Annotated in this window: 17 protein-coding genes, 1 tRNA gene, 12 pseudogenes and 2 other annotated features (1 of these 32 only partly in view); of the genes and pseudogenes, 28 read left to right on the top strand and 2 right to left on the bottom strand. The window is 36.0% G+C overall.

All coding sequences use genetic code 11. The annotated features are described in order from the left end of the window. Positions 1-29, top strand: a binding site (T-box leader) (it extends 180 nt beyond the left edge of the window). A 115-nt stretch (positions 30-144) separates the two neighbouring features. Together cysS and PL321_RS21310 are read left to right on the top strand one after the other, a co-directional pair. Further along, a pseudogene (gene cysS, locus PL321_RS09700) lies at positions 145-945 on the top strand (cysteine--tRNA ligase); the annotation flags it as partial. A 180-nt stretch (positions 946-1,125) separates the two neighbouring features. Beyond that, positions 1,126-1,468 (top strand): annotated as a pseudogene (locus PL321_RS21310) (DALR domain-containing protein); the annotation flags it as partial. Positions 1,469-1,487: 19 nt separating this feature from the next. On the opposite strand, the gene PL321_RS09710 reads toward PL321_RS21310, so the two are convergent. Then, positions 1,488-1,736, bottom strand: a complete 249-nt coding sequence (locus tag PL321_RS09710) for a phosphatase PAP2 family protein (protein WP_337961146.1) — start codon at positions 1,734-1,736, stop codon at positions 1,488-1,490. Then, positions 1,733-2,008 carry a hypothetical protein gene (locus tag PL321_RS09715; protein ID WP_273961894.1) on the bottom strand — a complete coding sequence of 92 codons (276 nt, stop codon included), beginning with the start codon at positions 2,006-2,008 and terminating at the stop codon, positions 1,733-1,735. The genes PL321_RS09710 and PL321_RS09715 overlap by 4 nt, the downstream gene beginning before the upstream one ends. A gap of 93 nt (positions 2,009-2,101) precedes the next feature. Here PL321_RS09715 and PL321_RS09720 point away from each other — a divergent pair, with 93 nt between their 5' ends. The 26 genes and pseudogenes from PL321_RS09720 (at position 2,102) to rplW (ending at position 24,965) form a co-directional block, all read left to right on the top strand. Continuing rightward, on the top strand, positions 2,102-2,515 hold the full coding sequence (locus PL321_RS09720) for a Mini-ribonuclease 3 (RefSeq protein WP_273961895.1): 414 nt from the start codon (positions 2,102-2,104) through the stop codon (positions 2,513-2,515). Between the two features lie 14 nt (positions 2,516-2,529). Continuing rightward, a pseudogene (gene thyX / locus PL321_RS09725) lies at positions 2,530-3,292 on the top strand (FAD-dependent thymidylate synthase). 16 nt (positions 3,293-3,308) lie between these two features. Beyond that, a pseudogene (gene rlmB / locus PL321_RS09730) lies at positions 3,309-4,084 on the top strand (23S rRNA (guanosine(2251)-2'-O)-methyltransferase RlmB). Between the two features lie 19 nt (positions 4,085-4,103). Next, a pseudogene (locus PL321_RS19925) lies at positions 4,104-4,554 on the top strand (NYN domain-containing protein). 166 nt (positions 4,555-4,720) lie between these two features. After that, positions 4,721-5,312: pseudogene (gene sigH, locus PL321_RS09745) on the top strand (RNA polymerase sporulation sigma factor SigH). Positions 5,313-5,375: 63 nt separating this feature from the next. Next, positions 5,376-5,451: transfer RNA gene (locus tag PL321_RS09750), tRNA-Thr, on the top strand. Between the two features lie 198 nt (positions 5,452-5,649). Beyond that, positions 5,650-6,852, top strand: coding sequence for an elongation factor Tu (tuf, locus tag PL321_RS09755; RefSeq protein ID WP_273961898.1), 1,203 nt, complete (start codon positions 5,650-5,652; stop codon positions 6,850-6,852). A gap of 164 nt (positions 6,853-7,016) precedes the next feature. Next, positions 7,017-7,166 (top strand): 50S ribosomal protein L33, encoded by a 150-nt coding sequence (gene rpmG, locus PL321_RS09760; RefSeq protein WP_027309270.1) that lies wholly within the window; start codon positions 7,017-7,019, stop codon positions 7,164-7,166. 85 nt (positions 7,167-7,251) lie between these two features. Continuing rightward, positions 7,252-7,392 (top strand): preprotein translocase subunit SecE, encoded by a 141-nt coding sequence (gene secE, locus PL321_RS21315; protein ID WP_443110771.1) that lies wholly within the window; start codon positions 7,252-7,254, stop codon positions 7,390-7,392. A 37-nt stretch (positions 7,393-7,429) separates the two neighbouring features. Then, positions 7,430-7,947: pseudogene (gene nusG, locus PL321_RS09765) on the top strand (transcription termination/antitermination protein NusG). A 28-nt stretch (positions 7,948-7,975) separates the two neighbouring features. Beyond that, a complete protein-coding gene (gene rplK, locus PL321_RS09770) occupies positions 7,976-8,401 on the top strand; it encodes a 50S ribosomal protein L11 (protein WP_273961899.1) in 426 nt (141 codons plus the stop codon). A 57-nt stretch (positions 8,402-8,458) separates the two neighbouring features. Continuing rightward, the gene (gene rplA / locus PL321_RS09775; RefSeq protein ID WP_273961900.1) at positions 8,459-9,154 is read left to right on the top strand and encodes a 50S ribosomal protein L1; all 696 of its coding nucleotides are present in this window, start codon (positions 8,459-8,461) and stop codon (positions 9,152-9,154) included. A 45-nt stretch (positions 9,155-9,199) separates the two neighbouring features. Next, positions 9,200-9,325 (top strand) — a sequence feature (ribosomal protein L10 leader region). 33 nt (positions 9,326-9,358) lie between these two features. Continuing rightward, entirely contained in the window at positions 9,359-9,856 is a 498-nt protein-coding gene (rplJ, locus tag PL321_RS09780; RefSeq protein WP_073249892.1) for a 50S ribosomal protein L10, read from the top strand. A gap of 29 nt (positions 9,857-9,885) precedes the next feature. Further along, complete coding sequence (gene rplL / locus PL321_RS09785; protein WP_027309276.1) at positions 9,886-10,254, top strand: 50S ribosomal protein L7/L12; 369 nt, start codon at positions 9,886-9,888, stop codon at positions 10,252-10,254. Between the two features lie 343 nt (positions 10,255-10,597). Further along, a pseudogene (rpoB, locus tag PL321_RS09790) lies at positions 10,598-14,104 on the top strand (DNA-directed RNA polymerase subunit beta); the annotation flags it as partial. 290 nt (positions 14,105-14,394) lie between these two features. After that, a pseudogene (gene rpoC / locus PL321_RS09795) lies at positions 14,395-17,922 on the top strand (DNA-directed RNA polymerase subunit beta'). A 117-nt stretch (positions 17,923-18,039) separates the two neighbouring features. Then, positions 18,040-18,153 carry a ribosomal L7Ae/L30e/S12e/Gadd45 family protein gene (locus PL321_RS19930; RefSeq protein ID WP_337960797.1) on the top strand — a complete coding sequence of 38 codons (114 nt, stop codon included), beginning with the start codon at positions 18,040-18,042 and terminating at the stop codon, positions 18,151-18,153. 59 nt (positions 18,154-18,212) lie between these two features. Beyond that, positions 18,213-18,281 (top strand): hypothetical protein, encoded by a 69-nt coding sequence (locus PL321_RS19935; RefSeq protein ID WP_337961147.1) that lies wholly within the window; start codon positions 18,213-18,215, stop codon positions 18,279-18,281. A 51-nt stretch (positions 18,282-18,332) separates the two neighbouring features. Further along, a pseudogene (rpsL, locus tag PL321_RS09805) lies at positions 18,333-18,706 on the top strand (30S ribosomal protein S12). A 132-nt stretch (positions 18,707-18,838) separates the two neighbouring features. After that, positions 18,839-19,306 (top strand): annotated as a pseudogene (rpsG, locus tag PL321_RS09810) (30S ribosomal protein S7). A gap of 93 nt (positions 19,307-19,399) precedes the next feature. Beyond that, positions 19,400-21,481: an elongation factor G gene (gene fusA / locus PL321_RS09815; protein WP_273961901.1), complete on the top strand. Its 2,082-nt coding sequence runs from the start codon at positions 19,400-19,402 to the stop codon at positions 21,479-21,481. A 36-nt stretch (positions 21,482-21,517) separates the two neighbouring features. Further along, positions 21,518-22,720, top strand: coding sequence for an elongation factor Tu (gene tuf / locus PL321_RS09820; RefSeq protein WP_273961902.1), 1,203 nt, complete (start codon positions 21,518-21,520; stop codon positions 22,718-22,720). Positions 22,721-23,040: 320 nt separating this feature from the next. Further along, positions 23,041-23,334, top strand: a complete 294-nt coding sequence (gene rpsJ / locus PL321_RS09825; RefSeq protein WP_273964512.1) for a 30S ribosomal protein S10 — start codon at positions 23,041-23,043, stop codon at positions 23,332-23,334. A 56-nt stretch (positions 23,335-23,390) separates the two neighbouring features. Then, a complete protein-coding gene (rplC, locus tag PL321_RS09830) occupies positions 23,391-24,020 on the top strand; it encodes a 50S ribosomal protein L3 (RefSeq protein ID WP_273961903.1) in 630 nt (209 codons plus the stop codon). Positions 24,021-24,044: 24 nt separating this feature from the next. Next, positions 24,045-24,665 (top strand): 50S ribosomal protein L4, encoded by a 621-nt coding sequence (rplD, locus tag PL321_RS09835; protein WP_027309125.1) that lies wholly within the window; start codon positions 24,045-24,047, stop codon positions 24,663-24,665. Next, a pseudogene (gene rplW, locus PL321_RS09840) lies at positions 24,665-24,965 on the top strand (50S ribosomal protein L23). Before rplD ends, rplW begins: the two are co-directional and overlap by 1 nt. The last annotated feature ends 4 nt before the right edge of the window (positions 24,966-24,969 follow it).

A 24,969-nucleotide genomic window follows, 5' to 3' on the forward strand; every position in this document is an offset into this window, starting at 1 on the left:
GAACCACGGAGTGCCCCTTCGTCTCTAAGGAGATGGAGGGGTTAATTTATATAATAAAGAGGTGATGTTATGGGAATTAAGGTTTTTAATACTATGACAAGACAAAAGGAAGATTTTGTAACAGTAGAACCTGGTGTTGTTAAGATGTATGTATGTGGACCTACTGTTTACAACTTTTTCCACATAGGTAATGCAAGAACCTTTATTGTGTTTGATACCATTAGAAGATATCTGGAGTATAGAGGGTATCAAGTAAAATTTATTCAAAACTTTACAGATATTGATGATAAAATGATTAAGAGGGCAAATGAAGAAGGTGTAACTGTAAAGGATGTAGCAGAAAAATATATAAGTGAGTATTATAAGGATGCAGATGCATTAAATTTAAAAAGAGCAACTGTGAATCCAAGGGCTACAGAGTATATAAATGAGATAATAAAGTTCGTTAAGGATTTAGAGGACAAAGGATTTGCCTATGCAGTTGATGGGGATGTTTACTTTGATACTACTAAATTTAAAGAGTACGGAAAATTAAGCCATCAGAGCATAGAGGATTTAGAGGCTGGTGCAAGAATTGAGGTAGATGAGAGAAAGAGAAATCCTATGGATTTTGCACTATGGAAGGCCAAAAAGAGGGAGAACCAGCGTGGGAAAGCCCTTGGGGTGAAGGAAGACCAGGTTGGCATATAGAGTGTTCAACAATGGCTTGCTCGCTACTTGGTGAAACTATTGATATTCACGGTGGCGGAGCAGACTTAGTATTTCCTCACCACGAAAATGAAATAGCACAAAGTGAAGCAAGAAATGGCAAACCTTTGCTAAGTATTGGATGCACGCTGCCTATTTAAATGTAAACAATCAAAAGATGTCAAAATCATTAAATAACTTTTTACAGCAAGAGAAATATTAGAAAAATATGATGCAGAAGTTATTAGAATGTTTATGTTGTCTGGACACTATAGAAATCCTATTAACTTTAGCCTTGATTTATTAGAACAAGCAAAGGCTGGACTTGAGAGAATTTATAATTCTATATCAAATCTTGAACACGTAATTGAGCTTTCAAAGTTTGACACAATTAAGGAAGAAGAAAAGGAATTTAGTGTAAAACTTGATGGTTATAGAGATAGGTTTATTGAAGTTATGGATGATGATTTTAATACTGCAGATGCAATTTCTGTTATTTTTGATATGGTAAGGGATATTAATAGTAATATTAACCTTGAAAGTTCTAAGGAAATTGCAAAGAAGGCGTTAGATTTAATAAGGGAGCTTGGTTCTCCACTTGCAATACTTCAAAAAAGACTAAAGAAGATTTAGATGAAGAGATTGAAAGACTTATTGAAGAAAGACAAAAAGCAAGAAAAGAAAAGAATTTTGCTCTTGCAGATAAGATAAGAGATGAGCTTAAAGCAAGGGAATAATATTAGAGGATACACCACAGGGTGTAAGGTGGAAGAGGATGTAAAAGGGGCCTTAAGGCCCTTTTAAAATATATAGGTAAGGTAGGAGAAGAGGGAACCGATTAATATTCCGGCTGCTACGTCTGTTGGATAGTGGACTCCAAGGTAAATTCTTGATAGACCTACTAAAAGGGCAAGCGAGATAAATAAAACTGATAGATAAGGAAAGAAAAATGCTAATGTTGTAAATATTGAAAACGCAGCTGTTGTGTGCCCAGATGGAAAGGAATAATCCTTTAGTTCGATGTTAAAGGATGAAAAATCCTTATTTATCCAACAAGGTCTTTGTCTTGAGAAGGCCTTTTAATAAAATGTACACAAATATGGCTTGTGGATAGAGATATTAAGCAATTTTTACCGCATTCCTTTAGATAATCATTTCCGCAAAATATCATTAAAAGAGGCATCACTATTGTAAAAACAGGTCCCCCAAGATGAGTCACTAAGGGCATTATCTTGTCAAAAAGTTTTCGTTTGTATATTATATTAAAAGCATATAAAATTCTTAGGTCATTTTCAAAGATAAAAGATTTTACCTTTTTCATATTATCCTCCAAATCTTTTATTAATATAATAATATATTTTTGTTATAATGGTGTAAAGTTAATATTAAATAAGATTAAGAAAGGGAGCTTAAAATGTTAAATGTTGACAAGTATATAGGACTTAGCAGAAGAGAAGTAGGACTATTAAGTCCTATTATTTGGGCGTATATTGGAGATGCTGTATATGAGATGTTTGTAAGAAGTCACCTTATTACAAAGGGTATAGTAAAACCAAACCAAATCCATAGAGCGTCAATAATGTATGTTAAGGCATCAAATCAGGCACAGTTTTTAAGGGAAATTGAACCTATTCTAACAGAAGAGGAGCTTGATATAGTAAGAAGGACAAGGAATGCAAAGGTAGGACACGTTCCTAAAAATGCAAATTTATTTGATTACAAAATGGCTACTGCCTTTGAAGGGTTAATAGGATATCTCTACCTTACAAGAAGATACGATAGACTTGACGAAATTGTAGATATTACTTTAAATAAAATTAATGTATAAGGGATGGTGTTTTTATGGAATCAAAATTAAAAGTTAAGCTTTTAGCCTATACTCCTGATGCTGAAAAAATAGTAGCATCAGCTGCAAAATTATGTTATAGTGCAGTTGGAGTGGAAGAAATTTCAAATAAACTTGATGATGAATCAACAGAGAGATTTTTAAATATGCTTATGTCATTAGGGCACGAATCTCCTATAGAGCATATAAGTTTTACCTTTGCAATTGAAGGTATATCAAGAGCTTGTAGCCATCAGCTTGTAAGACATAGAATAGCTTCCTATTCACAACAAAGTCAAAGGTATGTTAGACTTAATCAATTTGAATACATTATTCCTCCAGCAATATATGAAAATGAAGAGGCATTAAATTTGTTTCTTGAAGCTATGAAGAAGGATCAAGAATACTATGACAAAATATCTGCTATATTAAAGGAAAACCATATGAAAAGATTGATTAAAGAAGGGGAAGATGAAAATAGTGCTGAAAAAAGGCTGAAAAAATGGCAATAGAAGATGCAAGATATGTATTTCCTAATGCCTGTGAAACTAAAATTGTTGTTACAATGAATGCAAGAACTCTTTTGCACTTCTTTAATCATAGATGCTGTACAAGAGCTCAATGGGAAATAAGACAGGTTGCTGATGAAATGCTAAAGCAAGTGAAGGAGGTAGCACCTACGATATTTAAATTTGCTGGACCATCCTGTATAAGGGGTGCTTGTAAAGAGGAAGTATGAGTTGTGGTAAACAAAAGGAAATGAGGGAAAAATACTTATAAAAAGGAGAGAAAATGTATGAACAAAACTAAAAAGAAAGTAGATTTTAAAAATGAAAATGTAGAAAATATTGTAGAAGGTAAAAACCCTGTTATAGAGGCATTAAAATCAGATACAACTGTTGAGAAGATATATATTGCAAAGGGTTTATCACAAGAAGGACCTATGAAACTAATAAATGCTTTAGCAAAGGAGAAGGGAATTCCAGTTATAGAGGTTGATAGAAAGAAACTTGATGATATGTCTGTAATTAATGTACATCAAGGGGTTATTGCAGTTGTTTCTCCCTATAAGTATTCAACAGTAGATGAAATTTTAGAATATGCTAAGGAGAAGGGAGAAGATCCTTTTATAATTTTACTTGATGAAATTGAGGATCCGCATAATTTAGGTTCGATTATAAGGTCGGCAAATGTATTTGGAGCCCACGGAGTTGTAATTTTAAAAGAAGATCAGCATTAGTTACCCCAACAGTTATAAAGGCATCTGCAGGAGCTGCAATGCACACAAAGGTTGCTAAGGTTACAAACCTAACACAAACAATAAAGGAACTAAAAGAAAAGGGTCTTTGGATAATAGGAACAGATATGGATGGTGAGATAAGTTATAAAACAAATCTTAAAGGACCGATTGGTCTTGTAATTGGAAGCGAAGGTAAAGGACTTTCAAGGCTTGTTAAAGAAAATTGTGATATTATTGTAAAGATACCTATGATGGGGCAAGTTAATTCCTTAAATGCTTCTGTTGCAGCAGGGGTTGTAATGTATGAAGTTATAAGACAGAGGGGAATATAAAGTGGAATTTAAAAGATATATGTTTGTGGATGGCTATAATGTAATAAATCAATGGAATATTTTAAAAAATATTAAAGATGAAAATTTAGATTATGCCAGAGATAAACTGGTTGATTTATTGCAGGAGTATTCAGTTATAAAGAATACAACTGTAATAGTTGTTTTTGATGCACACCTTCAAAGGGGAAAGTAGAAAGTGTACAAAGAATAGGAAATATTGATGTTGTATATACAAAAGAGGGTGAAACTGCCGATTGTTATATAGAGAGAAACGTTGCACATTACTCTAAAAAGGGCAAGTATATGTGGTAACCTCCGACTATATAGAGCAGAGAATAATTCTTCAGATGGGTGGTGCAAGAATTACTCCAACAGAACTTTGGTGGGAGATAGAGACATTAAAAAAGAGGTTAAGAAAAAGTCGAATGTTAGCTATAAAGATAAAACCATTACACTTGCTGATGTCTTAGATGAGGAAATTTTGGAAAAACTTGAAAAAATGCGTCGAAAGCGTTGAAAATACTTGATTTATGGAGGATTTAGCATTATAATTTATTTTAGTTGAGGCCTTTGATTTAGGGGGTTAAATTGAGTTATAATTTAGCTAAACAAAATAAAATGTTGAATTATATTGATATGGTGGATGAAGAAATTGTTGAACTTGCCAAAAGGGGGATAATAAAGCAGAGGAATATTTGATAAATAAATATAAAAATTACGTTAAATCAAAGGCTAAAAGTTATTTTTTAGTTGGAGCTGAAAAGGAAGATTTATATCAAGAAGGAATGATAGGTTTATATAAAGCAATAAGAGATTTTAAGCCAGAAACGCTTGCTTCCTTTAGAGCTTTTGCAGAAATATGCATTACAAGACAAATAATAACAGCAATTAAAACTGCAACCAGACAAAAACATATTCCTCTAAATAGCTACATATCGCTAAATAAACCTGTTTATGATGAAGAATCAGATAGAACTCTTATAGATGTTTTATCTACTATATATGTATCAGACCCAGAAGAGCTTATAATAAGCAAAGAACAGAGAAAAAGATTGAAAAGAGAATGAGGGAAGTATTGAGTGATTTAGAACTTGAGGTTTTGAGAAGTTATTTAAATGGAAAAACCTATCAAGAGATTGCCTGTGATTTAGATAGACACGCAAAGTCAATAGACAATGCACTTCAAAGAGTAAAAAGAAAAATAGAAAAGCTATTGACAGAGGATTAATTATAATATTGACATATTTTTTTAAGAGTGTACAATATAATACTGAAGTGTATTCTGAGCTTTGCCCATGTAGCTCAGTAGGCAGAGCGTCACCTTGGTAAGGTGGAGGTCGTCGGTTCAATCCCGATCATGGGCTCCATTATTTTACATTTATGAAACACCAGGATGAGTTTTTCTGTCAGACATATCGCCCAACTAAAAATGGGCGAAAAAATAAACTAGGGTATGAACAGTCCGAAGTTACGCCTGTGGAGATTAATAATCTGTGAAGCAGGAACCCAAAATGGGAAGTTCAAATTTTGCAATATTAAACTATACATAAAGGAGGAGAAGAGAAATGGCAAAGGCACATTTTGAGAGAACCAAGCCACACGTAAACATAGGAACAATAGGACACGTAGACCACGGTAAGACAACATTAACAGCAGCAATAACAACAGTATTAGCTCAATACGGAAGAGCACAAGCAACAAAGTATGACGAAATAGATAAGGCACCAGAAGAAAAGGAAAGAGGAATAACAATCAACACAGCACACGTTGAATACGAAACAGAAACAAGACACTATGCACACGTTGACTGTCCAGGACACGTTGACTACGTAAAGAATATGATAACAGGAGCAGCACAAATGGACGGAGCGATCTTAGTAGTTAGTGCAGCAGATGGTCCAATGCCACAAACAAGAGAGCACATACTACTTGCAAGACAAGTTGGTGTTCCATACATTGTAGTATTCCTAAACAAGGCAGATATGGTAGACGACCCAGAACTAATCGACCTAGTAGAAATGGAAATCAGAGACCTACTAAACGAATATGAATTCCCAGGAGATGACACTCCAATAGTAGTAGGATCAGCACTACAAGCATTAGAATGTGGATGCGGAAAGCCAGATTGTCAATGGTGTGGAAAGATATTAGAGCTTATGAACACAGTAGATAGCTACATTCCAACACCAGAAAGAGATAGAGATAAGCCATTCCTAATGCCAGTAGAAGACGTATTTACAATCACAGGAAGAGGAACAGTTGCAACTGGTAGAGTAGAAAGAGGAGTACTAAAGGTAGGAGACGAAGTAGAAATTGTAGGACTATCAGATGAAAAGAAGAAGACAGTAGTAACTGGAGTAGAAATGTTCAGAAAGATACTTGATATGGCAGAAGCAGGAGACAACATAGGAGCACTATTAAGAGGTGTAACAAGAGACGAAATCGAAAGAGGTCAAGTACTTGCAAAGCCAGGATCAGTAAATCCACACAAGAAGTTTGAAGGTCAAGTATACGTATTAAAGAAAGAAGAAGGTGGAAGACATACTCCATTCTTCAACGGATACAGACCACAATTCTACTTCAGAACAACAGACGTTACAGGTTCAATTAAGCTACCAGAAGGTGTAGAAATGTGTATGCCAGGAGACCACATCAATATGGAAGTTGAACTAATCACTCCAATCGCTATGGAAGAAGGATTAAGATTCGCTATCCGTGAAGGTGGAAGAACTGTAGGTGCTGGTGTTGTTGCTAAGATTTTTGAATAATAACATTGGGAGCTTAGGGTTATCCTGAGCTTCCTATTTTACTTTTAATATGGTAAATATTAAATTTATTTGTGTTCTTGACACAATGTAGTATTTATGATAAATTAAAATAGAATGCTTAAAAATAGTGATGTAGCACTTTTCTCAACTAGGAGGTGTAGAAGGTGAGAGTAAAGATAACATTAGCTTGTACAGAATGTAAGCAAAGAAATTATCACACAACTAAAAACAAGAAGAATGACCCAGATAGAATAGAGCTAAATAAATACTGCAAATTCTGCAAGAAGCATACTGTTCATAAAGAAACAAAGTAATTTTGATTAAGGATGTGAATCTTATGGCAGCTAAATCAAATGGGGTAGTGTCATATTTTAAGGATATAAAGGCCGAATTTAAAAAATTACCTGGCCTACATTAAATGATGTAAAGGAAGCAACAATTAAGACACTTGTGGTTATGTTGTTCTTTACAATAATAATAGCCGTATATGATTCAGTGTTTAGTAACATACTAAAGGGTGTCCTCAATTATTTTAAATAAAAGGAGGGAGGGACTATAAAGGTTAGTCCCTTAAGCTATGGCAGAAAGAGCAAGATGGTATGTAGTACACACATACTCAGGTTATGAAAACAAGGTTAAGGCAAATTTAGAAAAGACTATAGAAAACAGAGGTTTGCATGACCTTATACAAGATGTTCAAATTCCTTTAGAGGATGTCGTTGAAACAAAAACGATAAAACAAAAGTAGTTCAAAGAAAAAAATTCCCAGGATATGTTTTGGTTAAAATGGTTATGACAGATGAGTCTTGGTATGTAGTTAGAAACACAAGAGGTGTTACAGGTTTTGTAGGACCAGGCTCTAAACCAGTGCCTTTAACAGATGAAGAGGTTGAGGCAATGGGAATTGTTGAACCAGTGCAGCTTATAGATGTAGAAGTAGGTGAAAACGTTAGAATAATAAGCGGTGCATTAGAAAGCTGCATAGCTGAAATTAAAGAAATTAACTATGAAAAGAAAAAGATAAAAGCTCTGGTTAATATGTTCGGAAGGGAAACTCCTATCGAACTTGATTTTAACCAGATTGAAAAGATATGATTTCGCATTTTAAGGAGGTGTATAGAAAATGGCAAAGAAAGTAGTAGGTATGGTAAAACTTCAATTACCTGCAGGTAAGGCAACTCCAGCCCCACCAGTAGGTCCAGCACTTGGTCAACACGGTGTTAACATTATGGGATTCTGTAAGGAATTTAATGCAAAGACTGCAAATCAAGCAGGATTAATAATCCCAGTTGTTATCACAATATATCAAGACAGATCCTTCAACTTTATACTAAAGACTCCTCCAGCAGCAGTACTATTAAAGAAGGCAGCTGGTATAGAGTCAGGTTCAGCAGTACCAAACAAGCAAAAGGTAGCTAAGGTTTCAATGGCTAAGGTAAGAGAAATAGCTGAACTTAAAATGCCAGACCTAAATGCAGGTTCATTAGATGCTGCGATCAGCATGATCAAGGGAACTGCAAGAAGTATGGGAATTGAAATAGTTGAGTAATTTCCTGCTTTTTAGTGGGAGGTTATTACCGTTAATACCACATAAGGAGGGTTAAAGATGAAAAGAGGAAAGAATTATTTAGAAAGTGCAAAGCTTGTAGATAAGAGCGTACTTTATAGTCCAAAGGAAGCTTTAGATTTAGCAATCCAAACTGCTAAGGCTAAGTTTGATGAAACAATCGAAGTGCATGTAAGACTTGGTGTAGATCCAAGACATGCTGACCAACAAGTTAGAGGAGCAGTTGTTCTTCCACACGGTACAGGAAAAACTGTTAAGGTTTTAGTGTTTGCTAAGGGAGATAAGGCTAAGGAAGCTGAAGCTGCAGGTGCAGATTATGTAGGAGCAGAAGAACTTGTTGATAAGATTCAAAAGGAAAACTGGTTTGACTACGATGTAGTAGTAGCAACTCCAGATATGATGGGTGTTGTAGGTAGATTAGGTAAGATACTTGGTCCAAAGGGACTTATGCCAAACCCAAAATCAGGTACAGTTACATTTGATGTTGCTAAGGCAATAGCTGAAATTAAAGCAGGTAAGGTTGAATATAGAGTTGACAAGACTGCTATAGTACACGTTCCAATTGGAAAGAAGTCATTTGGAACTGAAAAGCTTCTTGATAACTTCCATACATTAATGGAAGCTATAGTAAAGGCTAAGCCAGCAGCAGCAAAAGGACAATACATCAAGAGTGTTACAGTTTCAAGTACAATGGGACCTGGAATTAAGATAAATCCAGCAAAGACTCTTGAATAATATATTGACACGCTGCTTTAAATTTGATATAATATTTAAGTCGAACTGAATACGAAAAAAATGCCGTAGACAGTAGGTGCCATAGTGCATAACGGGTAACCGACCTACCGAGGTTTTAGATATGATATTTAGGCCTCTCTATGTCTACGGGAGGCCTTTTGTGTTTAGCAAAAGGCCTATATAAAAGGCAAGGAGGTGTAAACGGTGGGCAACAGAGAAATTAAAGAAGCAAAAGTAAGAGAACTTGCAGAAAAATTCCAAAAAGCCCAAGCAGCTATTTTGACATCATATATAGGTATTACAGTTGAGCAAGATACTGAGCTTCGTAAAAATATGAGAGAAGCGGGCGTAGAATACAAAGTTGTAAAGAATACTTTAGCTTTAAGAGCAGCTAAGGAAGCAGGTATTGAAGGTTTAGATCAATATTTTGAAGGACCAGTTGCTATTGCTTTTGGATACGATGATCCAACTGCACCAGCAAGAATACTTGCTAACTTTGCTGAAAAGAATAAAGCAATACAACTAAAAGCAGGTGTTGTACAAGGACAATTATTTGACACTGCGAAGGTTGTTGAATTATCAAAGATACCACCAAGAGATGTTCTTATTGCAAAATTCCTTGGAAGTATCAAGTCACCATTATCAAGCCTTGTTTATGTGCTTGATGCTATTAGAAAACAAAAAGAAGAAGCAAATGCATAATAATTAAAATTTAGTGGAGGTGTTTTAAAATGACAATTCAAGAAATCATTCAAGCTATAGAAAATATGACTGTTCTTGAACTAAATGAATTAGTAAAAGCATGTGAAGAAAAGTTCGGAGTTAGTGCAGCAGCTCCAGTAGCAGTTGCAGGTGCAGCAGCTGCAGCAGCTCCAGCAGCTGAAGAAAAGACTGAATTTGATGTAATTCTTGCAAATGCAGGTGCTGAAAAGGTTAAGGTAATTAAGGTTGTAAGAGAACTAACTGGTCTTGGATTAAAGGAAGCTAAGGACCTAGTTGACAACGCTCCAAAGACTCTAAAGGAAGCTGTAAGCAAGGAAGAAGCTGAACAAATAAAGGCAAAGCTTGCTGAAGTAGGAGCAACTGTAGAAATAAAGTAATTTAAGAATAAATAAAAGAGTTACTGAATGAACATTCAGTAACTCTTTTTATTTTTAAATTATACAACAAAGACCATTTTTTATTATTTTGTAAATTTGTCGCAGATTAATTTTTGTTTTTTATTATTATCTTGACACATAATTAGGATTATGGTATCATATTAAAATGCACGAATAATGGGATTATTATGCAATAATATAATTTATTTTGTATATTATTTTCTTATTATGTAAAAAATATATAGATAGCTGATAAATATTTTATTTAAATTAACATATAGTGTCAATAGTCATTTATTAATACATAAGGGGTGAGATTTTAATGGTACATCCTGAAAACAATATCGTACATCCTGTTCAAGTTGGCAAGAGAACAAGGATGAGCTTTTCAAAGATCAAAGAAGTCATTGACATGCCAAATCTTATCGAAGTACAGCTTAACTCATATCAATGGTTCTTAGATGAAGGGTTAAGGGAAGTATTTGAAGACGTTAATCCAATAACAGATTACACTGGCAATTTAGTTTTAGAATTCGTTGACTACAAGTTGGACTATGACAATATAAAATATACTGTCGAAGAGTGTAAGGAAAGAGATGCAACATATGCAGCACCTTTAAAAGTTAAGGTGAGATTGGTTAACAAAGAAACCGGAGAAGTAAAGGACCAAGAAGTGTTTATGGGAGATTTCCATTAATGACAGAACAAGGTACATTTATAATAAACGGTGCCGAAAGAGTAATAGTAAGCCAATTAGTTAGATCACCAGGTGCATACTATGCAGAAACAATAGACAAATCTGGTAAAAGACTTTATTCATCAACAATTATTCCAAATAGAGGTGCTTGGATAGAATATGAAACTGATTCTAACGATATTATTTACGTTAGAATTGATAAAACAAGAAAGCTTCCTCTAACAGTATTTATTAGAGCACTTGGATTAGGACTAGACAATGAAATTATCCAGTTCTTTGGCGAAGATGAACATTTAAGAGCAACAATAGAAAAAGACAGCACAAAAACAACTGAAGAAGGTTTAATAGAAATTTATAAGAGATTAAGACCAGGTGAACCACCAACAGTTGAAAGTGCAACAACTTTAATAGAAGGTTTATTCTTTGACCCGAAGAGATATGATTTATCAAGAGTAGGAAGATATAAGTTTAATAAAAAGCTATCAATAGCTTTAAGATTAGCAGGTCAAATTGCTGCTGATACCATTGCTCACCCTGAAACAGGTGAAATACTTGTTGAAGAAGGGCAAAAATATCAAGAGAAACGGCTTGGGCAATACAAAATGCAGGTATTAATGTAGTAGATGTACTTGTTGAAGGAAAAAGAGTAAAGGTTATAGGTAATAATTTTGTAGACCTTCACAGCTTAAATCTTCCATTTGATTTAAGTGATTTAAATATAAGAGAGTTTGTACATTATCCTACACTTAAAGCAATATTAGATGAGTATCAAGATGAAGAAGATATAAAGGATGCAATAAGACAGAATATACATCAACTTATTCCAAAACACATAATAAAGGATGATATTTTTGCATCAATTAGCTATTGCTTAAACCTATCCTTTGGCATTGGATACGTTGATGATATAGATCACCTTGGTAACAGAAGACTAAGAGCAGTAGGAGAACTACTTCAAAACCAATTTAGAATTGGTTTATCAAGAATGGAAAGAGTAATAAAGGAAAGAATGACAATACAGGACTTAGACGTAGTTACTCCACAACATTTAATAAATATAAGACCTGTAGCAGCAGCTATAAAGGAATTCTTTGGTAGTTCACAGCTATCACAATTTATGGACCAAACAAACCCATTATCAGAACTAACACACAAAAGAAGACTTTCTGCATTAGGACCAGGAGGTCTTTCAAGAGAAAGAGCTGGATTCGAAGTTAGAGACGTTCACCACTCACACTATGGTAGAATGTGTCCTATAGAGACACCAGAAGGTCCAAACATAGGTCTCATAAACTCACTTGCAACCTATGCAAGGGTAAATGAATATGGATTTATTCAAACTCCATACAGAATAGTTGATAAAGAAAAGGGATTAGTAACAGATAAGGTTGTTTACTTAACAGCTGATGAAGAAGACCAATATATAATTGCACAGGCAAACGAACCTCTGGATGAAAGTGGAAGATTTATAGATAAGAGGGTTACAGCAAGAGCAAAGAAGGAGATAGTTGTAGTATCTCCAAATCAAGTTGATTTAATGGACGTTTCACCAAAGCAAATTGTTTCAGTTGCAACAGCTATGATACCATTCCTTGAAAATGATGACGCCAACAGAGCACTGATGGGTTCAAATATGCAACGTCAAGCAGTGCCACTAATAAAAACAGAGGCTCCAATTGTAGGAACAGGTATTGAGTATAAGGCTGCAAAGGATTCAGGAGTAATACCACTTGCAAAGGCCGATGGTGTTGTTGTAAAGGTTACAGGTGACACAGTTCAAATCAAGAGAGATGAAGATGGAAGGATAGATACTTACAAACTAATAAAGTTTAAGAGATCTAACCAAGGAACTTGTATTAACCAAAGACCTATTGTTAACGAAGGCGATAGAATAAAGAAGGGTGACATAATAGCAGATGGGCCTTCAATTGACCAAGGTGAAATTGCTCTTGGTAAGAATATATTAATCGGTTTTATGACTTGGGAAGGTTATAACTACGAGGACGCAATCCTAATTTCAGAAGAACTTGTTATGAATGATGTATTTACATCAATTCACATAGAAGAGTATGAATGTGAAGCCAGAGATACAAAACTTGGACCAGAAGAAATAACAAGGGACATACCAAATGTAGGAGAGGATGCTCTAAAGGATCTTGATGATAGAGGTATAATTAGAATAGGTGCTGAAGTAAGATCAGGTGATATACTGGTTGGTAAAGTGACTCAAAGGGAGAGACTGAACTTACAGCAGAAGAAAGACTACTTAGAGCAATATTTGGAGAAAAGGCAAGAGAGGTTAGAGATACATCCTTAAGAGTGCCTCACGGTGAAGCAGGTATAATAGTTGATGTAAAGATATTTACAAGAGAAAATGGAGATGAGCTGCCACCAGGGGTTAATGAACTTGTAAGAGTTTACATTGCTCAAAGAGAAAGATTTCTGTTGGTGACAAGATGGCTGGTCGTCACGGAAATAAGGGTGTTATTTCAAGAGTTCTTCCAGTAGAAGATATGCCATATTTACCAGATGGAAGACCACTACAAATAGTATTAAATCCACTTGGTGTTCCATCACGTATGAACATCGGTCAGGTGTTAGAAGTGCATTTAGGTCTTGCAGCATCAAAGCTTGGATGGCACGTTGCAACACCAGTATTTGATGGTGCAACAGAAGAAGATATAGAAAAGTGCTTAGAGCTTGCTGGATTTAGTCCAGATGGTAAGATTAGATTAAGAGACGGTAGAACAGGTGAAGAATTTGATAACAGAGTAACAGTTGGTTATATGTATATGCTAAAACTTGCACACCTTGTTGATGATAAGATACACGCAAGATCAACAGGACCATACTCACTGGTAACTCAACAACCACTTGGTGGTAAGGCACAGTTTGGTGGTCAAAGATTTGGAGAAATGGAAGTTTGGGCAATTGAAGCCTATGGAGCTGCCCATATGCTACAAGAAATACTAACTGTTAAGTCTGACGACGTTGTAGGACGTGTTAAGACATATGAAGCAATAGTTAAAGGTGAGAATATACCAGAGCCAGGAGTTCCAGAATCATTTAAGGTTCTTATTAAGGAATTACAATCTCTATGTCTTGATGTTAAGGTGCTTACTGATGATAAGCAAGAAATCACAATTAAGGAAGATATAGAAGATGATTTAGAAGAAATGCAAGAAACTATGGAGAGTGTAGAGGGAATATTCCCTACTGCACCACAGGAAGATATGGTTTATGAAGAAACTGAAGAAAATTAAGATATGATGGATGAAGACATAGATATAAACACCTTAATGGACGAGGACATAAAGATTGATGTTGATTTTGGTATAGATGAAGATTTAGATGGTTTTGATGATTTTGAAGAATAATAAAATATAGACTACCTGCACAATGTGTAGGTAGTCCATAATAAAAAATGAAGGGAGGATGTCCTCTTGTTCGAATTAAACAATTTTGATTCCATTCAAATAGGTTTAGCTTCTCCAGAAAAGATAAGAGAATGGTCAAAGGGTGAAGTTAAAAAGCCAGAAACAATAAACTACAGAACTTTAAAGCCAGAAAAGGACGGACTTTTCTGTGAAAGGATATTCGGGCCTGTTAAGGACTGGGAATGTCATTGTGGTAAGTATAAAAGGGTTAGATATAAGGGAATAGTTTGTGATAGATGTGGTGTTGAAGTAACAAAGTCAAAGGTAAGACGTGAAAGAATGGGACATATTGAACTTGCAGCACCTGTATCACATATTTGGTATTTTAAAGGGATTCCATCAAGAATGGGATTAATACTTGATATGTCTCCAAGATCTCTTGAAAAGGTGCTTTACTTTGCTGCCTATGTAGTTATAGATCCAGGTAATACAGGTTTATCAAAGAAACAAGTATTAACTGAGAAGGAATACAGAGAGGCAGTAGAAAAGTATGGTGAAGGTTCCTTTAGAGCAGGAATGGGTGCAGAGGCTGTTAAGGAACTTCTTCAAGAGATAGATTTAGAAAAGCTATCAAAGGAATTAAGAGCAGATTTAGAGGGAAGTACAGGACAGAAAAAGGTTAGAACTATAAGAAGACTTGAGGTAGTTGAAGCGTTTAGAAAATCCAACAACAAGCCAGAATGGATGATTTTAGATGTTATACCAGTTATTCCACCAGACTTAAGACCAATGGTTCAATTAGATGGTGGTAGATTTGCAACATCAGACTTAAATGACTTATATAGAAGAGTTATAAATAGAAATAACAGATTAAAGAGATTACTTGATCTTGGAGCACCAGATATAATAGTTAGAAATGAAAAGAGAATGCTTCAAGAAGCGGTAGATGCACTTATAGACAATGGAAGACGTGGAAGACCAGTTACAGCTCCTGGAAATAGACCATTGAAATCTCTTTCAGATATGCTAAAGGGTAAGCAAGGTAGATTCCGTCAAAACCTACTTGGAAAGCGTGTTGACTACTCAGGACGTTCAGTTATCGTAGTAGGTCCAGAACTTAAAATGTATCAATGTGGTCTTCCAAAGGAAATGGCACTTGAGTTGTTTAAGCCTTTTGTAATGAAGGCACTTGTTGATAAGGGAATAACTCACAACATAAAGAGTGCTAAAAAGATGGTTGAAAAGGTTAATAATCAAGTTTGGGATATACTTGAGGAAGTAATACAAGACCATCCAGTACTATTAAACCGTGCTCCTACTCTACATAGACTAGGAATTCAGGCATTCCAACCAGTACTTGTAGAAGGACGTGCAATTAAGCTGCATCCTCTTGTATGTACTGCATATAATGCAGACTTCGATGGAGACCAAATGGCAGTTCACGTACCGCTATCAGTAGAAGCACAGGCTGAAGCAAGATTTTTAATGCTTGCAGCTCATAATATGTTAAAACCATCAGATGGTAAGCCAGTTACAGTACCATCTCAGGATATGGTACTTGGTTCATACTATCTAACAATTGAAAAAGAGGGAGAAAAGGGAGAAGGAAAGTACTTCTCATCTCCTGAAGAAGTATTACTTGCTTATCAGCTTGGAGAAGTAGGAATACACGCTAAGATTAATGTAAAGGTTACTAAGGAGATAGATGGACAAAAGGTAAGCAAAATAATTAAAGCTACTCCAGGTAGAATTATATTCAATGAAGCAATCCCACAGGATATAGGATTTGTTGACAGATCAAATCCAGAAAAAATGTTTGACTTGGAAGTTGATTTCTTAGTTGATAAAAAGCAATTAGGTAAAATTGTAGATAGAGTATATAAAAAGCACGGACCAACACAGGCATCAATAACCCTTGATAAGATAAAGGCACTTGGATTTAAGTTCTCAACAAGGGGTGCTATTACAGTTTCTGGTTTCAGATATGATTATTCCAGAGGCCAAGAAGGAATTACTTGCACAAGCAGATGCAAATGTAGATGAAATTCAAAAGATGTTTAGACGTGGTCTAATTTCAGAAGAAGAAAGATATAATAGCGTAATCGACACTTGGACAAAAACAACAGAGTCTGTTACAAATGCTCTTATGGACAGCTTTGATAAATTAAACCCAATATATATGATGGCACACTCAGGAGCAAGAGGTTCTAAGAACCAAATTAGACAGCTATGTGGTATGAGAGGACTTATGGCAAACCCATCAGGTAAGATTATCGAGCTTCCAATTAGAGCAAGTTTCCGTGAAGGTCTTAACGTGTTAGAGTACTTTATATCAACACACGGTGCAAGAAAAGGTCTTGCGGATACAGCATTAAGAACAGCAGACTCAGGTTACTTAACAAGAAGACTTGTTGACGTATCTCAGGATGTTATAGTAAGAGAGGAAGACTGTGGAACTCAAGAAGGATTCTATGTAGAAGCTATAAAGGATGGCAATGAAGTAATTGAACCACTTAAGGATAGAGTGTATGGAAGATATGCAGCAGAGGATGTTATAAATCCTGAAACAGGAGAAGTACTTGTTGCTAAGAATGAATATATAACAGAAGAAATAGCAAATAAGATTGAAAAGCTTGGAATAGATAAAGTAAAGATTAGAAGTGTATTTACTTGTAAAACAAGATATGGAGTATGTTCAAAGTGCTATGGTATGAATATGGCAACAGGTGACAAGACAAATATAGGAGAAGCAGTAGGTATAATAGCTGCACAATCTATCAGTGAACCAGGTACTCAGCTTACGATGAGAACATTCCATACAGGTGGTGTAGCTGGTGCCGACATTACTCAAGGTCTTCCAAGAGTTGAAGAGTTATTTGAAGCAAGAAAACCAAAGGGACTTGCAATATTATCTGAAATTGGGGGCCTTGTAAAGGTTACTGAAGATAGAAAGAGAAAATTAGTTACAGTTACATCAGATTCAGGAGAAGAGAGAGTTTACCCAATTCCTTATGGTTCAAGACTAAAGGTTTACGATGGTCAAGTGATAGAAGCTGGAGATCTTTTAACAGAAGGTTCAGTAAATCCACACGATTTAATTAGAATAAAAGGTGTTGAAGCGGTTAGGGCTTACCTTCTTGCAGAAGTTCAAAAGGTTTACAGAATGCAAGGGGTTGAAATTAATGATAAGCACCTTGAAATTATAATTAAACAAATGATGAGAAAGATAAAGATCGAAGAAGCAGGAGATACAGATCTACTGCCTGGAAGCCTTGTAGATATGTTTGAATTCGAAGAAGTAAATAGAGAAGCAGTAGAAAAGGATTAAGACCAGCAGAAGGTAAAGTTTCACTGCTTGGTATAACAAAAGCTGCACTTGCTACAGATTCATTCCTATCTGCAGCTTCATTCCAAGAAACAACAAGAGTTTTAACAGATGCAGCAATAAAGGGCAAGATTGACCCACTTGTAGGATTAAAGGAAAACGTAATCATAGGTAAACTAATACCAGCAGGTACTGGTATGACAAAATACAGAAGTATACAAATACGTACAACAGAGGAAGAAAATACAGAGACAGATTTAACAAAATAATAACACAGTATTGTTGACACATTGAATTTTAGATGTTAAAATTAAATTTGTGTGACTATGGGACAGCATTATGCTGTCCATAGTCAATGTATTTTTGCCTTTTTAGAGGGTGGTAAAATGAGCGGAAAGTTGCCAAACAAAAAGATTGTAGGAGCCAAGCAGACATTAAAGGCAATAAAGCAGGCAACTGCAAAAATTGTATATGTTGCAAAGGACGCAGATAAAAAGTAACTCAACCAATAATCGATTTATGCAATGAAGCTAAAGTTGAACTGGTAATTGTTGAAAGTATGCAAGAACTTGGAAGATTATGTGGAATTGATGTTGGAGCGTCTGCAGCATGTATATTAAAGGATTAGCTTAAACATTATTTTTATATAATGTGTTTCACTTTGGAAGGAGGTGCACATATGCCAACTATTAACCAGCTAGTAAGACTTGGAAGAGAAAAGGTTGAAAAGAAGTCAAAATCACCAGCTCTTAAGGCTTGCCCTCAAAGAGAGGAGTATGTACTGTAGTTAAGACTACAACTCCAAAGAAGCCAAACTCAGCGTTAAGAAAGATTGCCAGAGTAAGGCTTACTAACGGAATTGAAGTAACTGCATACATCCCTGGTGAAGGACACAACCTACAAGAACACAGCGTTGTTCTAATAAGAGGTGGAAGAGTAAAGGACCTTCCAGGTGTTAGATATCACATTGTAAGAGGTACTCTTGACTGTGCTGGTGTTGCTAACAGAAAGCAACAAAGATCAAAATACGGTACTAAGAGACCAAAGAAGTAATTTAATATTTAGTGCTGTGTGCAATGCAATGAAAGCTCCTTCTAGGGTTATATAGATTGCATTAACAGAGCACTTTGCGGCGAAAGCCGAGTACCGATGAACTTAAATTCTTATGTTAAGGAGGGAAGAAAAGTGCCAAGAAAGGGTTATGTTCCAAAGAGAAGTACTTCCTGATCCAATATATAATAGCACTGTTGTAACAAAACTTATCAACAAGATTATGTGGGACAGGAAGAAGGGCGTAGCACAAAAATATGCTACGATGCATTTGAAATAATAAGAGAAAAGACAGGAAAGGATCCACTTGAAGTATTCGAAACTGCAATGAACAATGTTATGCCAGTTCTTGAAGTTAAAGCAAGAAGAATAGGTGGAGCAACTTACCAAGTTCCTGTTGAAGTTAGACCTGATAGAAGACAAACACTTGGTATCAGATGGCTTGTTGATGCAGCAAGAAATAGAGGAGAAAAGTATATGAGACTAAGACTTGCTGGTGAAATAATGGATGCAGCAAACAATACAGGTGCTGCTGTTAAGAAGAAGGAAGATACTCATAAAATGGCAGAAGCAAACAAGGCGTTTGCTCACTACAGATGGTAATAAATTTATAAAAATCACCCTAAATGCACATAATGTTAATGTGCATTTAGGGTTTCCTATATACAAATAGTATCCTAGAGAGGAGGAAAAATAGTGCCGAGATTAGTACCACTTGAGAAGGTTAGAAATATAGGTATAATGGCGCATATAGACGCAGGTAAGACAACAACTACAGAACGTATTCTTTTCTATACAGGAAGAACTCACAAAATAGGTGAAGTTCACGAAGGTGCTGCTACAATGGACTGGATGGTACAAGAGCAAGAAAGAGGTATCACAATAACATCAGCAGCAACTACTTGCCAATGGAGAGGGCACACTATAAACATAATAGACACACCAGGACACGTAGACTTTACAGTTGAAGTTGAAAGATCACTTCGTGTACTTGATGGTGCTGTTGCTGTATTCTGTGCAAAGGGTGGAGTTGAACCACAATCAGAAACAGTATGGAGACAGGCGGACAAGTATGGTGTTCCAAGAATAGCATATGTTAACAAGATGGATATAATGGGTGCTGACTTCTTCAACGTTGTACAAATGATGAAGGACAGACTTGGTGCAAAGCCAGTTCCAATACAAATACCAATAGGTAAGGAAGATACATTTAAGGGTGTAATCGACCTTATTGCAAATGAAGCACTTATTTACACAGATGACCTTGGAACAACTTCAGAACATACACAAATTCCAGAGGAATTAAAGGATCTTGCAGAAGAATATAGAACAAACCTTATAGAAGCTGTTGCTGAATCAGATGAAGAATTAATGATGAAGTACTTAGATGGTGAAGAATTTACAATAGAAGAAATAAAAGCAGGACTAAGAAAGGCTACTATAGCTGGTGAAATAGTTCCTGTTTGCTGCGGTTCTTCATATAAGAACAAGGGTGTTCAACCACTACTTGATGCAGTAGTTGAATTCCTTCCATCACCAGTTGATATTCCTTCAGTTAAGGGTGTCAACCCAGATTCAGGTGAAGAAGATGAAAGACACGCAAGTGATGAAGAACCATTATCAGCACTTGCATTTAAGATAATGGCTGACCCATTCGTTGGAAAGCTTGCATTTACAAGAGTATATTCAGGTATTCTAACTTCAGGAAGCTATGTTCTAAACTCAACAAAGGGTAAGAAGGAAAGAATAGGAAGACTTGTTAAGATGCACGCCAACCACAGAGAAGAAGTAGAAGAAATAAGAGCAGGAGATATAGGTGCTGTTGTTGGTCTAAAAGATGTTACAACAGGGGATACTCTATGCGATTCAGAAAAGCCAATAATACTTGAAAAGATGGAATTCCCAGAGCCAGTTATACACATTGCTATAGAACCAAAGACTAAGGCTGGTCAAGAAAAGCTTGCTCTATCACTACAAAAGCTGGCAGAAGAAGACCCATCATTTAGAACTTATACTGACCAAGAAACTGGTCAAACAATAATAGCAGGTATGGGTGAGCTACACCTTGAAATAATAGTTGATAGACTTCAAAGAGAATTTAAGGTTGAATGTAATGTTGGTAAGCCACAAGTTGCTTACAAAGAAACTATTAGAAAGGCTGTTAAGGTTGAAGGTAAGTTTGTAAGACAATCAGGTGGTCGTGGACAATACGGTCACGCTTGGATTGAACTTATACCTCAAGAAAGAGGAAAGGGATATGAATTTGTTAACAACATCGTTGGTGGTGTAATACCAAAGGAATATATACCAGCAATTGATTCAGGTATACAAGAAGCTATGACAAGCGGTGTTGTTGCAGGATATCCAGTTATCGACTGTAAAGTTGTACTATTTGATGGTTCATACCACGAAGTAGACTCATCAGAAATGGCCTTCAAGATTGCAGGTTCTATGGCATTTAAGAATGCAATGCAAAAGGTTGACCCAGTGCTTCTTGAACCAATAATGAAGGTTGAAGTTGTTGTTCCAGAAGAATATATGGGAGATGTAATGGGTGATATCAACTCAAGAAGAGGAAGAATTGAAGGTATGGAACCAAGAAATGGTGCTCAAGTTATAAGAGCATTTGTTCCATTAGCTGAAATGTTTGGATATGCAACTACTCTACGTTCAAGAACACAAGGTAGAGGAACATATGTAATGCAATTTGCAACATATGAAGAAGTTCCATCAAGCATCCAAGCACAAATAGTTGGAGAAAGAAGCAAAGAGAGCTAATTAATTTGAGTTTATATATAAAGGAGGAGAAGAGAAATGGCAAAGGCACATTTTGAGAGAACCAAGCCACACGTAAACATAGGAACAATAGGACACGTAGACCACGGTAAGACAACATTAACAGCAGCAATAACAACAGTATTAGCTCAATACGGAAGAGCACAAGCAACAAAGTATGACGAAATAGATAAGGCACCAGAAGAAAAGGAAAGAGGAATAACAATCAACACAGCACACGTTGAATACGAAACAGAAACAAGACACTATGCACACGTTGACTGTCCAGGACACGCTGACTACGTAAAGAATATGATAACAGGAGCAGCACAAATGGACGGAGCGATCTTAGTAGTTAGTGCAGCAGATGGTCCAATGCCACAAACAAGAGAGCACATACTACTTGCAAGACAAGTTGGTGTTCCATACATTGTAGTATTCCTAAACAAGGCAGATATGGTAGACGACCCAGAACTAATCGACCTAGTAGAAATGGAAATCAGAGACCTACTAAACGAATATGAATTCCCAGGAGATGACACTCCAATAGTAGTAGGATCAGCACTACAAGCATTAGAATGTGGATGCGGAAAGCCAGATTGTCAATGGTGTGGAAAGATATTAGAGCTTATGAACACAGTAGATAGCTACATTCCAACACCAGAAAGAGATAGAGATAAGCCATTCCTAATGCCAGTAGAAGACGTATTTACAATCACAGGAAGAGGAACAGTTGCAACTGGTAGAGTAGAAAGAGGAGTACTAAAGGTAGGAGACGAAGTAGAAATTGTAGGACTATCAGATGAAAAGAAGAAGACAGTAGTAACTGGAGTAGAAATGTTCAGAAAGATACTTGATATGGCAGAAGCAGGAGACAACATAGGAGCACTATTAAGAGGTGTAACAAGAGACGAAATCGAAAGAGGTCAAGTACTTGCAAAGCCAGGATCAGTAAATCCACACAAGAAGTTTGAAGGTCAAGTATACGTATTAAAGAAAGAAGAAGGTGGAAGACATACTCCATTCTTCAACGGATACAGACCACAATTCTACTTCAGAACAACAGACGTTACAGGTTCAATTAAGCTACCAGAAGGTGTAGAAATGTGTATGCCAGGAGACCACATCAATATGGAAGTTGAACTAATCACTCCAATCGCTATGGAAGAAGGATTAAGATTCGCTATCCGTGAAGGTGGAAGAACTGTAGGTGCTGGTGTTGTTGCTAAGATTTTTGAATAATTAAAATAAGGGCGACGTTAAGTCGCCCTAAATTATGAAAAAATACTAATAAGAAAATAAAACAAAGGTATTGTCAAATTACAATTTATATTGTAAAATATAAGAGTTGTGAAGTGTCAAGGTGCGATGACGCAAGAGGTTGCCGGTAACGGGGAATTCTTGCCGAGTATGTCCAGATCTTGAATCGGGCGACGAGGTTGTGTGTGTATTTATGGGGATAATTAAGAAACACCCGGTATAGTGTACACAATAACCGTTGTCGTGCGTAGTAAAATCAAAGCGTGCGATGAAAAGGAGGGTAAGATTATGGCAAAGCAAAAATAAGAATCAAATTAAAGGCATTTGATCACAATCTATTAGATGCATCAGCTCAAAAGATAGTTGAAACAGCAAAGAAGACTGGAGCACAAGTTTCAGGTCCAGTACCACTACCAACTGAAAAGGATGTAGTTACAATCCTAAGAGCAGTACACAAGTATAAGGATTCAAGAGAACAATTCGAAATAAGAACTCATAAGAGACTAATCGATATAACAAACCCAACTCAAAAGACAGTTGATTCACTTATGAGACTTGACCTGCCAGCAGGTGTTGATATCGAGATTAAGCTATAATATGAACTATTATGAATGCAGATGCATTCCGCTGATAAGTTTAGGAGGTGTAAGAGATGAAAAAGGCAATATTAGGTAGAAAGCTTGGAATGACTCAAATATTTGATGAGAACGGAAGAGTAATTCCTGTTACAGTTATAAAGGCTGGTCCATGTTTTGTAGTGCAAAAGAAGACTGTGGATACAGATGGATATAACTCAATACAAGTTGGTTTTGAAGAAATAAGAGAAAAGCTTGTAAATAAGCCAATGAAGGGACATTTTGCAAAAGCAAATCTTAAACCACTAAGATTTGTTAAGGAATTTAGATTAGAAGATGTTTCAGCATACGAAGTAGGAAGCGAAATTAAGGCTGACGTATTCGCAGCTGGAGATAAGGTTGATGTTACAGGAACATCAAAGGGTAAAGGATTCCAAGGTGTTATTAAGAGATGGAATGCTAACAGAGGACCAATGAGCCACGGTTCAAAGTATCATAGAGCGGTAGGTTCAATGGGTGCTTCATCAGACCCATCAAGAACATTCAAAGGAAAGAAAATGCCTGGACATATGGGTGCAAGAAAGTCAACAATGCTTAACCTACAAGTAGTAAAGGTTGATGCAGAAAGAAACCTAATACTTGTTAAGGGTGCAGTACCAGGACCAAAGAAGGGTCTAGTAATAATAAGAGATTCAGTTAAGGCTTGATTCTAAAGGAAAGGAGGAATAACGATGCCTAAGGTAGATTTATATAATATGAATGCTGAGAAGGTTGGAGAAATCGAACTTTCAGATGCAGTATTTGGAGTTGAAATAAATCCATATGTTATGCATCAAGTTGTAAAAATGCAACTTGCAAATAAGAGACAAGGAACACAATCAGCTTTAACAAGAGCAGAAGTTTCTGGTGGTGGAATAAAGCCATGGAGACAAAAGGGAACAGGTAGAGCAAGACAAGGTTCTATAAGAGCTCCACAATGGACACACGGTGGTATTGTGTTTGCTCCAAAGCCAAGAGATTACAGCTTTACAGTTCCAAAGAAGGTAAAGAGACTTGCATTAAAGTCAGCTCTTTCATCAAAGGTTGTTGATAACAACATAATAGTTCTTGATGAATTAAAGCTAGACGCTCCAAAGACAAAGACAATAGTTGAAATGCTTAAGAAGTTCGATGCAAAGAAAACTTTAATAGTTGTTAAGGAATCAGACGAAGTTATCTATAAGTCAGTAAGAAATATAGAAAACGCACACGTTATACCAGTAAACAACATAAATGTTTACGACCTATTAAAGTATGAGAAGCTAATAATAACAAAGGATGCCGCTTCTAAAGTGGAGGAGGTGTATGCATAATGAAGCTAACAAGCTATGATATAATAAGAAGACCAGTAATAACTGAAAAGACAATGGCTCAAATGGCAAATAGACAATACACCTTCATGGTTACATGTAGATGCAAACAAGTCAATGATAAAGAGAGCAGTAGAAGAAGTTTTTGGAGTTAAGGTTGAAGACGTTAAGACTCAAAATTATGAAGGAAAGACAAAGAGAGTTGGAATGAACGTTGGTAAGAGACCAAACTTCAAGAAAGCAATAGTTAAACTTACTGCAGACAGCAAAGCAATTGAATTCTTTGAAGGATTTAATGCGTAATTGA

Origin of the sequence: Caloramator sp. mosi_1 (assembly GCF_028622835.1) — a bacterium.
GTDB lineage: Bacteria > Bacillota > Clostridia > Clostridiales > Caloramatoraceae > Thermobrachium.

Bases quoted from the DNA above. Each gene is read 5' to 3' on its own strand.
- PL321_RS09715 (WP_273961894.1), bottom strand. From the start codon at position 2,008: ATGAAAAAGGTAAAATCTTTTATCTTTGAAAATGACCTAAGAATTTTA.
- PL321_RS09720 (WP_273961895.1), top strand. From the start codon at position 2,102: ATGTTAAATGTTGACAAGTATATAGGACTTAGCAGAAGAGAAGTAGGA.
- rplL (WP_027309276.1), top strand. From the start codon at position 9,886: ATGACAATTCAAGAAATCATTCAAGCTATAGAAAATATGACTGTTCTT.
- rplK (WP_273961899.1), top strand. From the start codon at position 7,976: ATGGCAAAGAAAGTAGTAGGTATGGTAAAACTTCAATTACCTGCAGGT.
- rplC (WP_273961903.1), top strand. From the start codon at position 23,391: ATGAAAAAGGCAATATTAGGTAGAAAGCTTGGAATGACTCAAATATTT.
- rplD (WP_027309125.1), top strand. From the start codon at position 24,045: ATGCCTAAGGTAGATTTATATAATATGAATGCTGAGAAGGTTGGAGAA.
- tuf (WP_273961898.1), top strand. From the start codon at position 5,650: ATGGCAAAGGCACATTTTGAGAGAACCAAGCCACACGTAAACATAGGA.
- PL321_RS19930 (WP_337960797.1), top strand. From the start codon at position 18,040: ATGAGCGGAAAGTTGCCAAACAAAAAGATTGTAGGAGCCAAGCAGACA.
- rplA (WP_273961900.1), top strand. From the start codon at position 8,459: ATGAAAAGAGGAAAGAATTATTTAGAAAGTGCAAAGCTTGTAGATAAG.
- tuf (WP_273961902.1), top strand. From the start codon at position 21,518: ATGGCAAAGGCACATTTTGAGAGAACCAAGCCACACGTAAACATAGGA.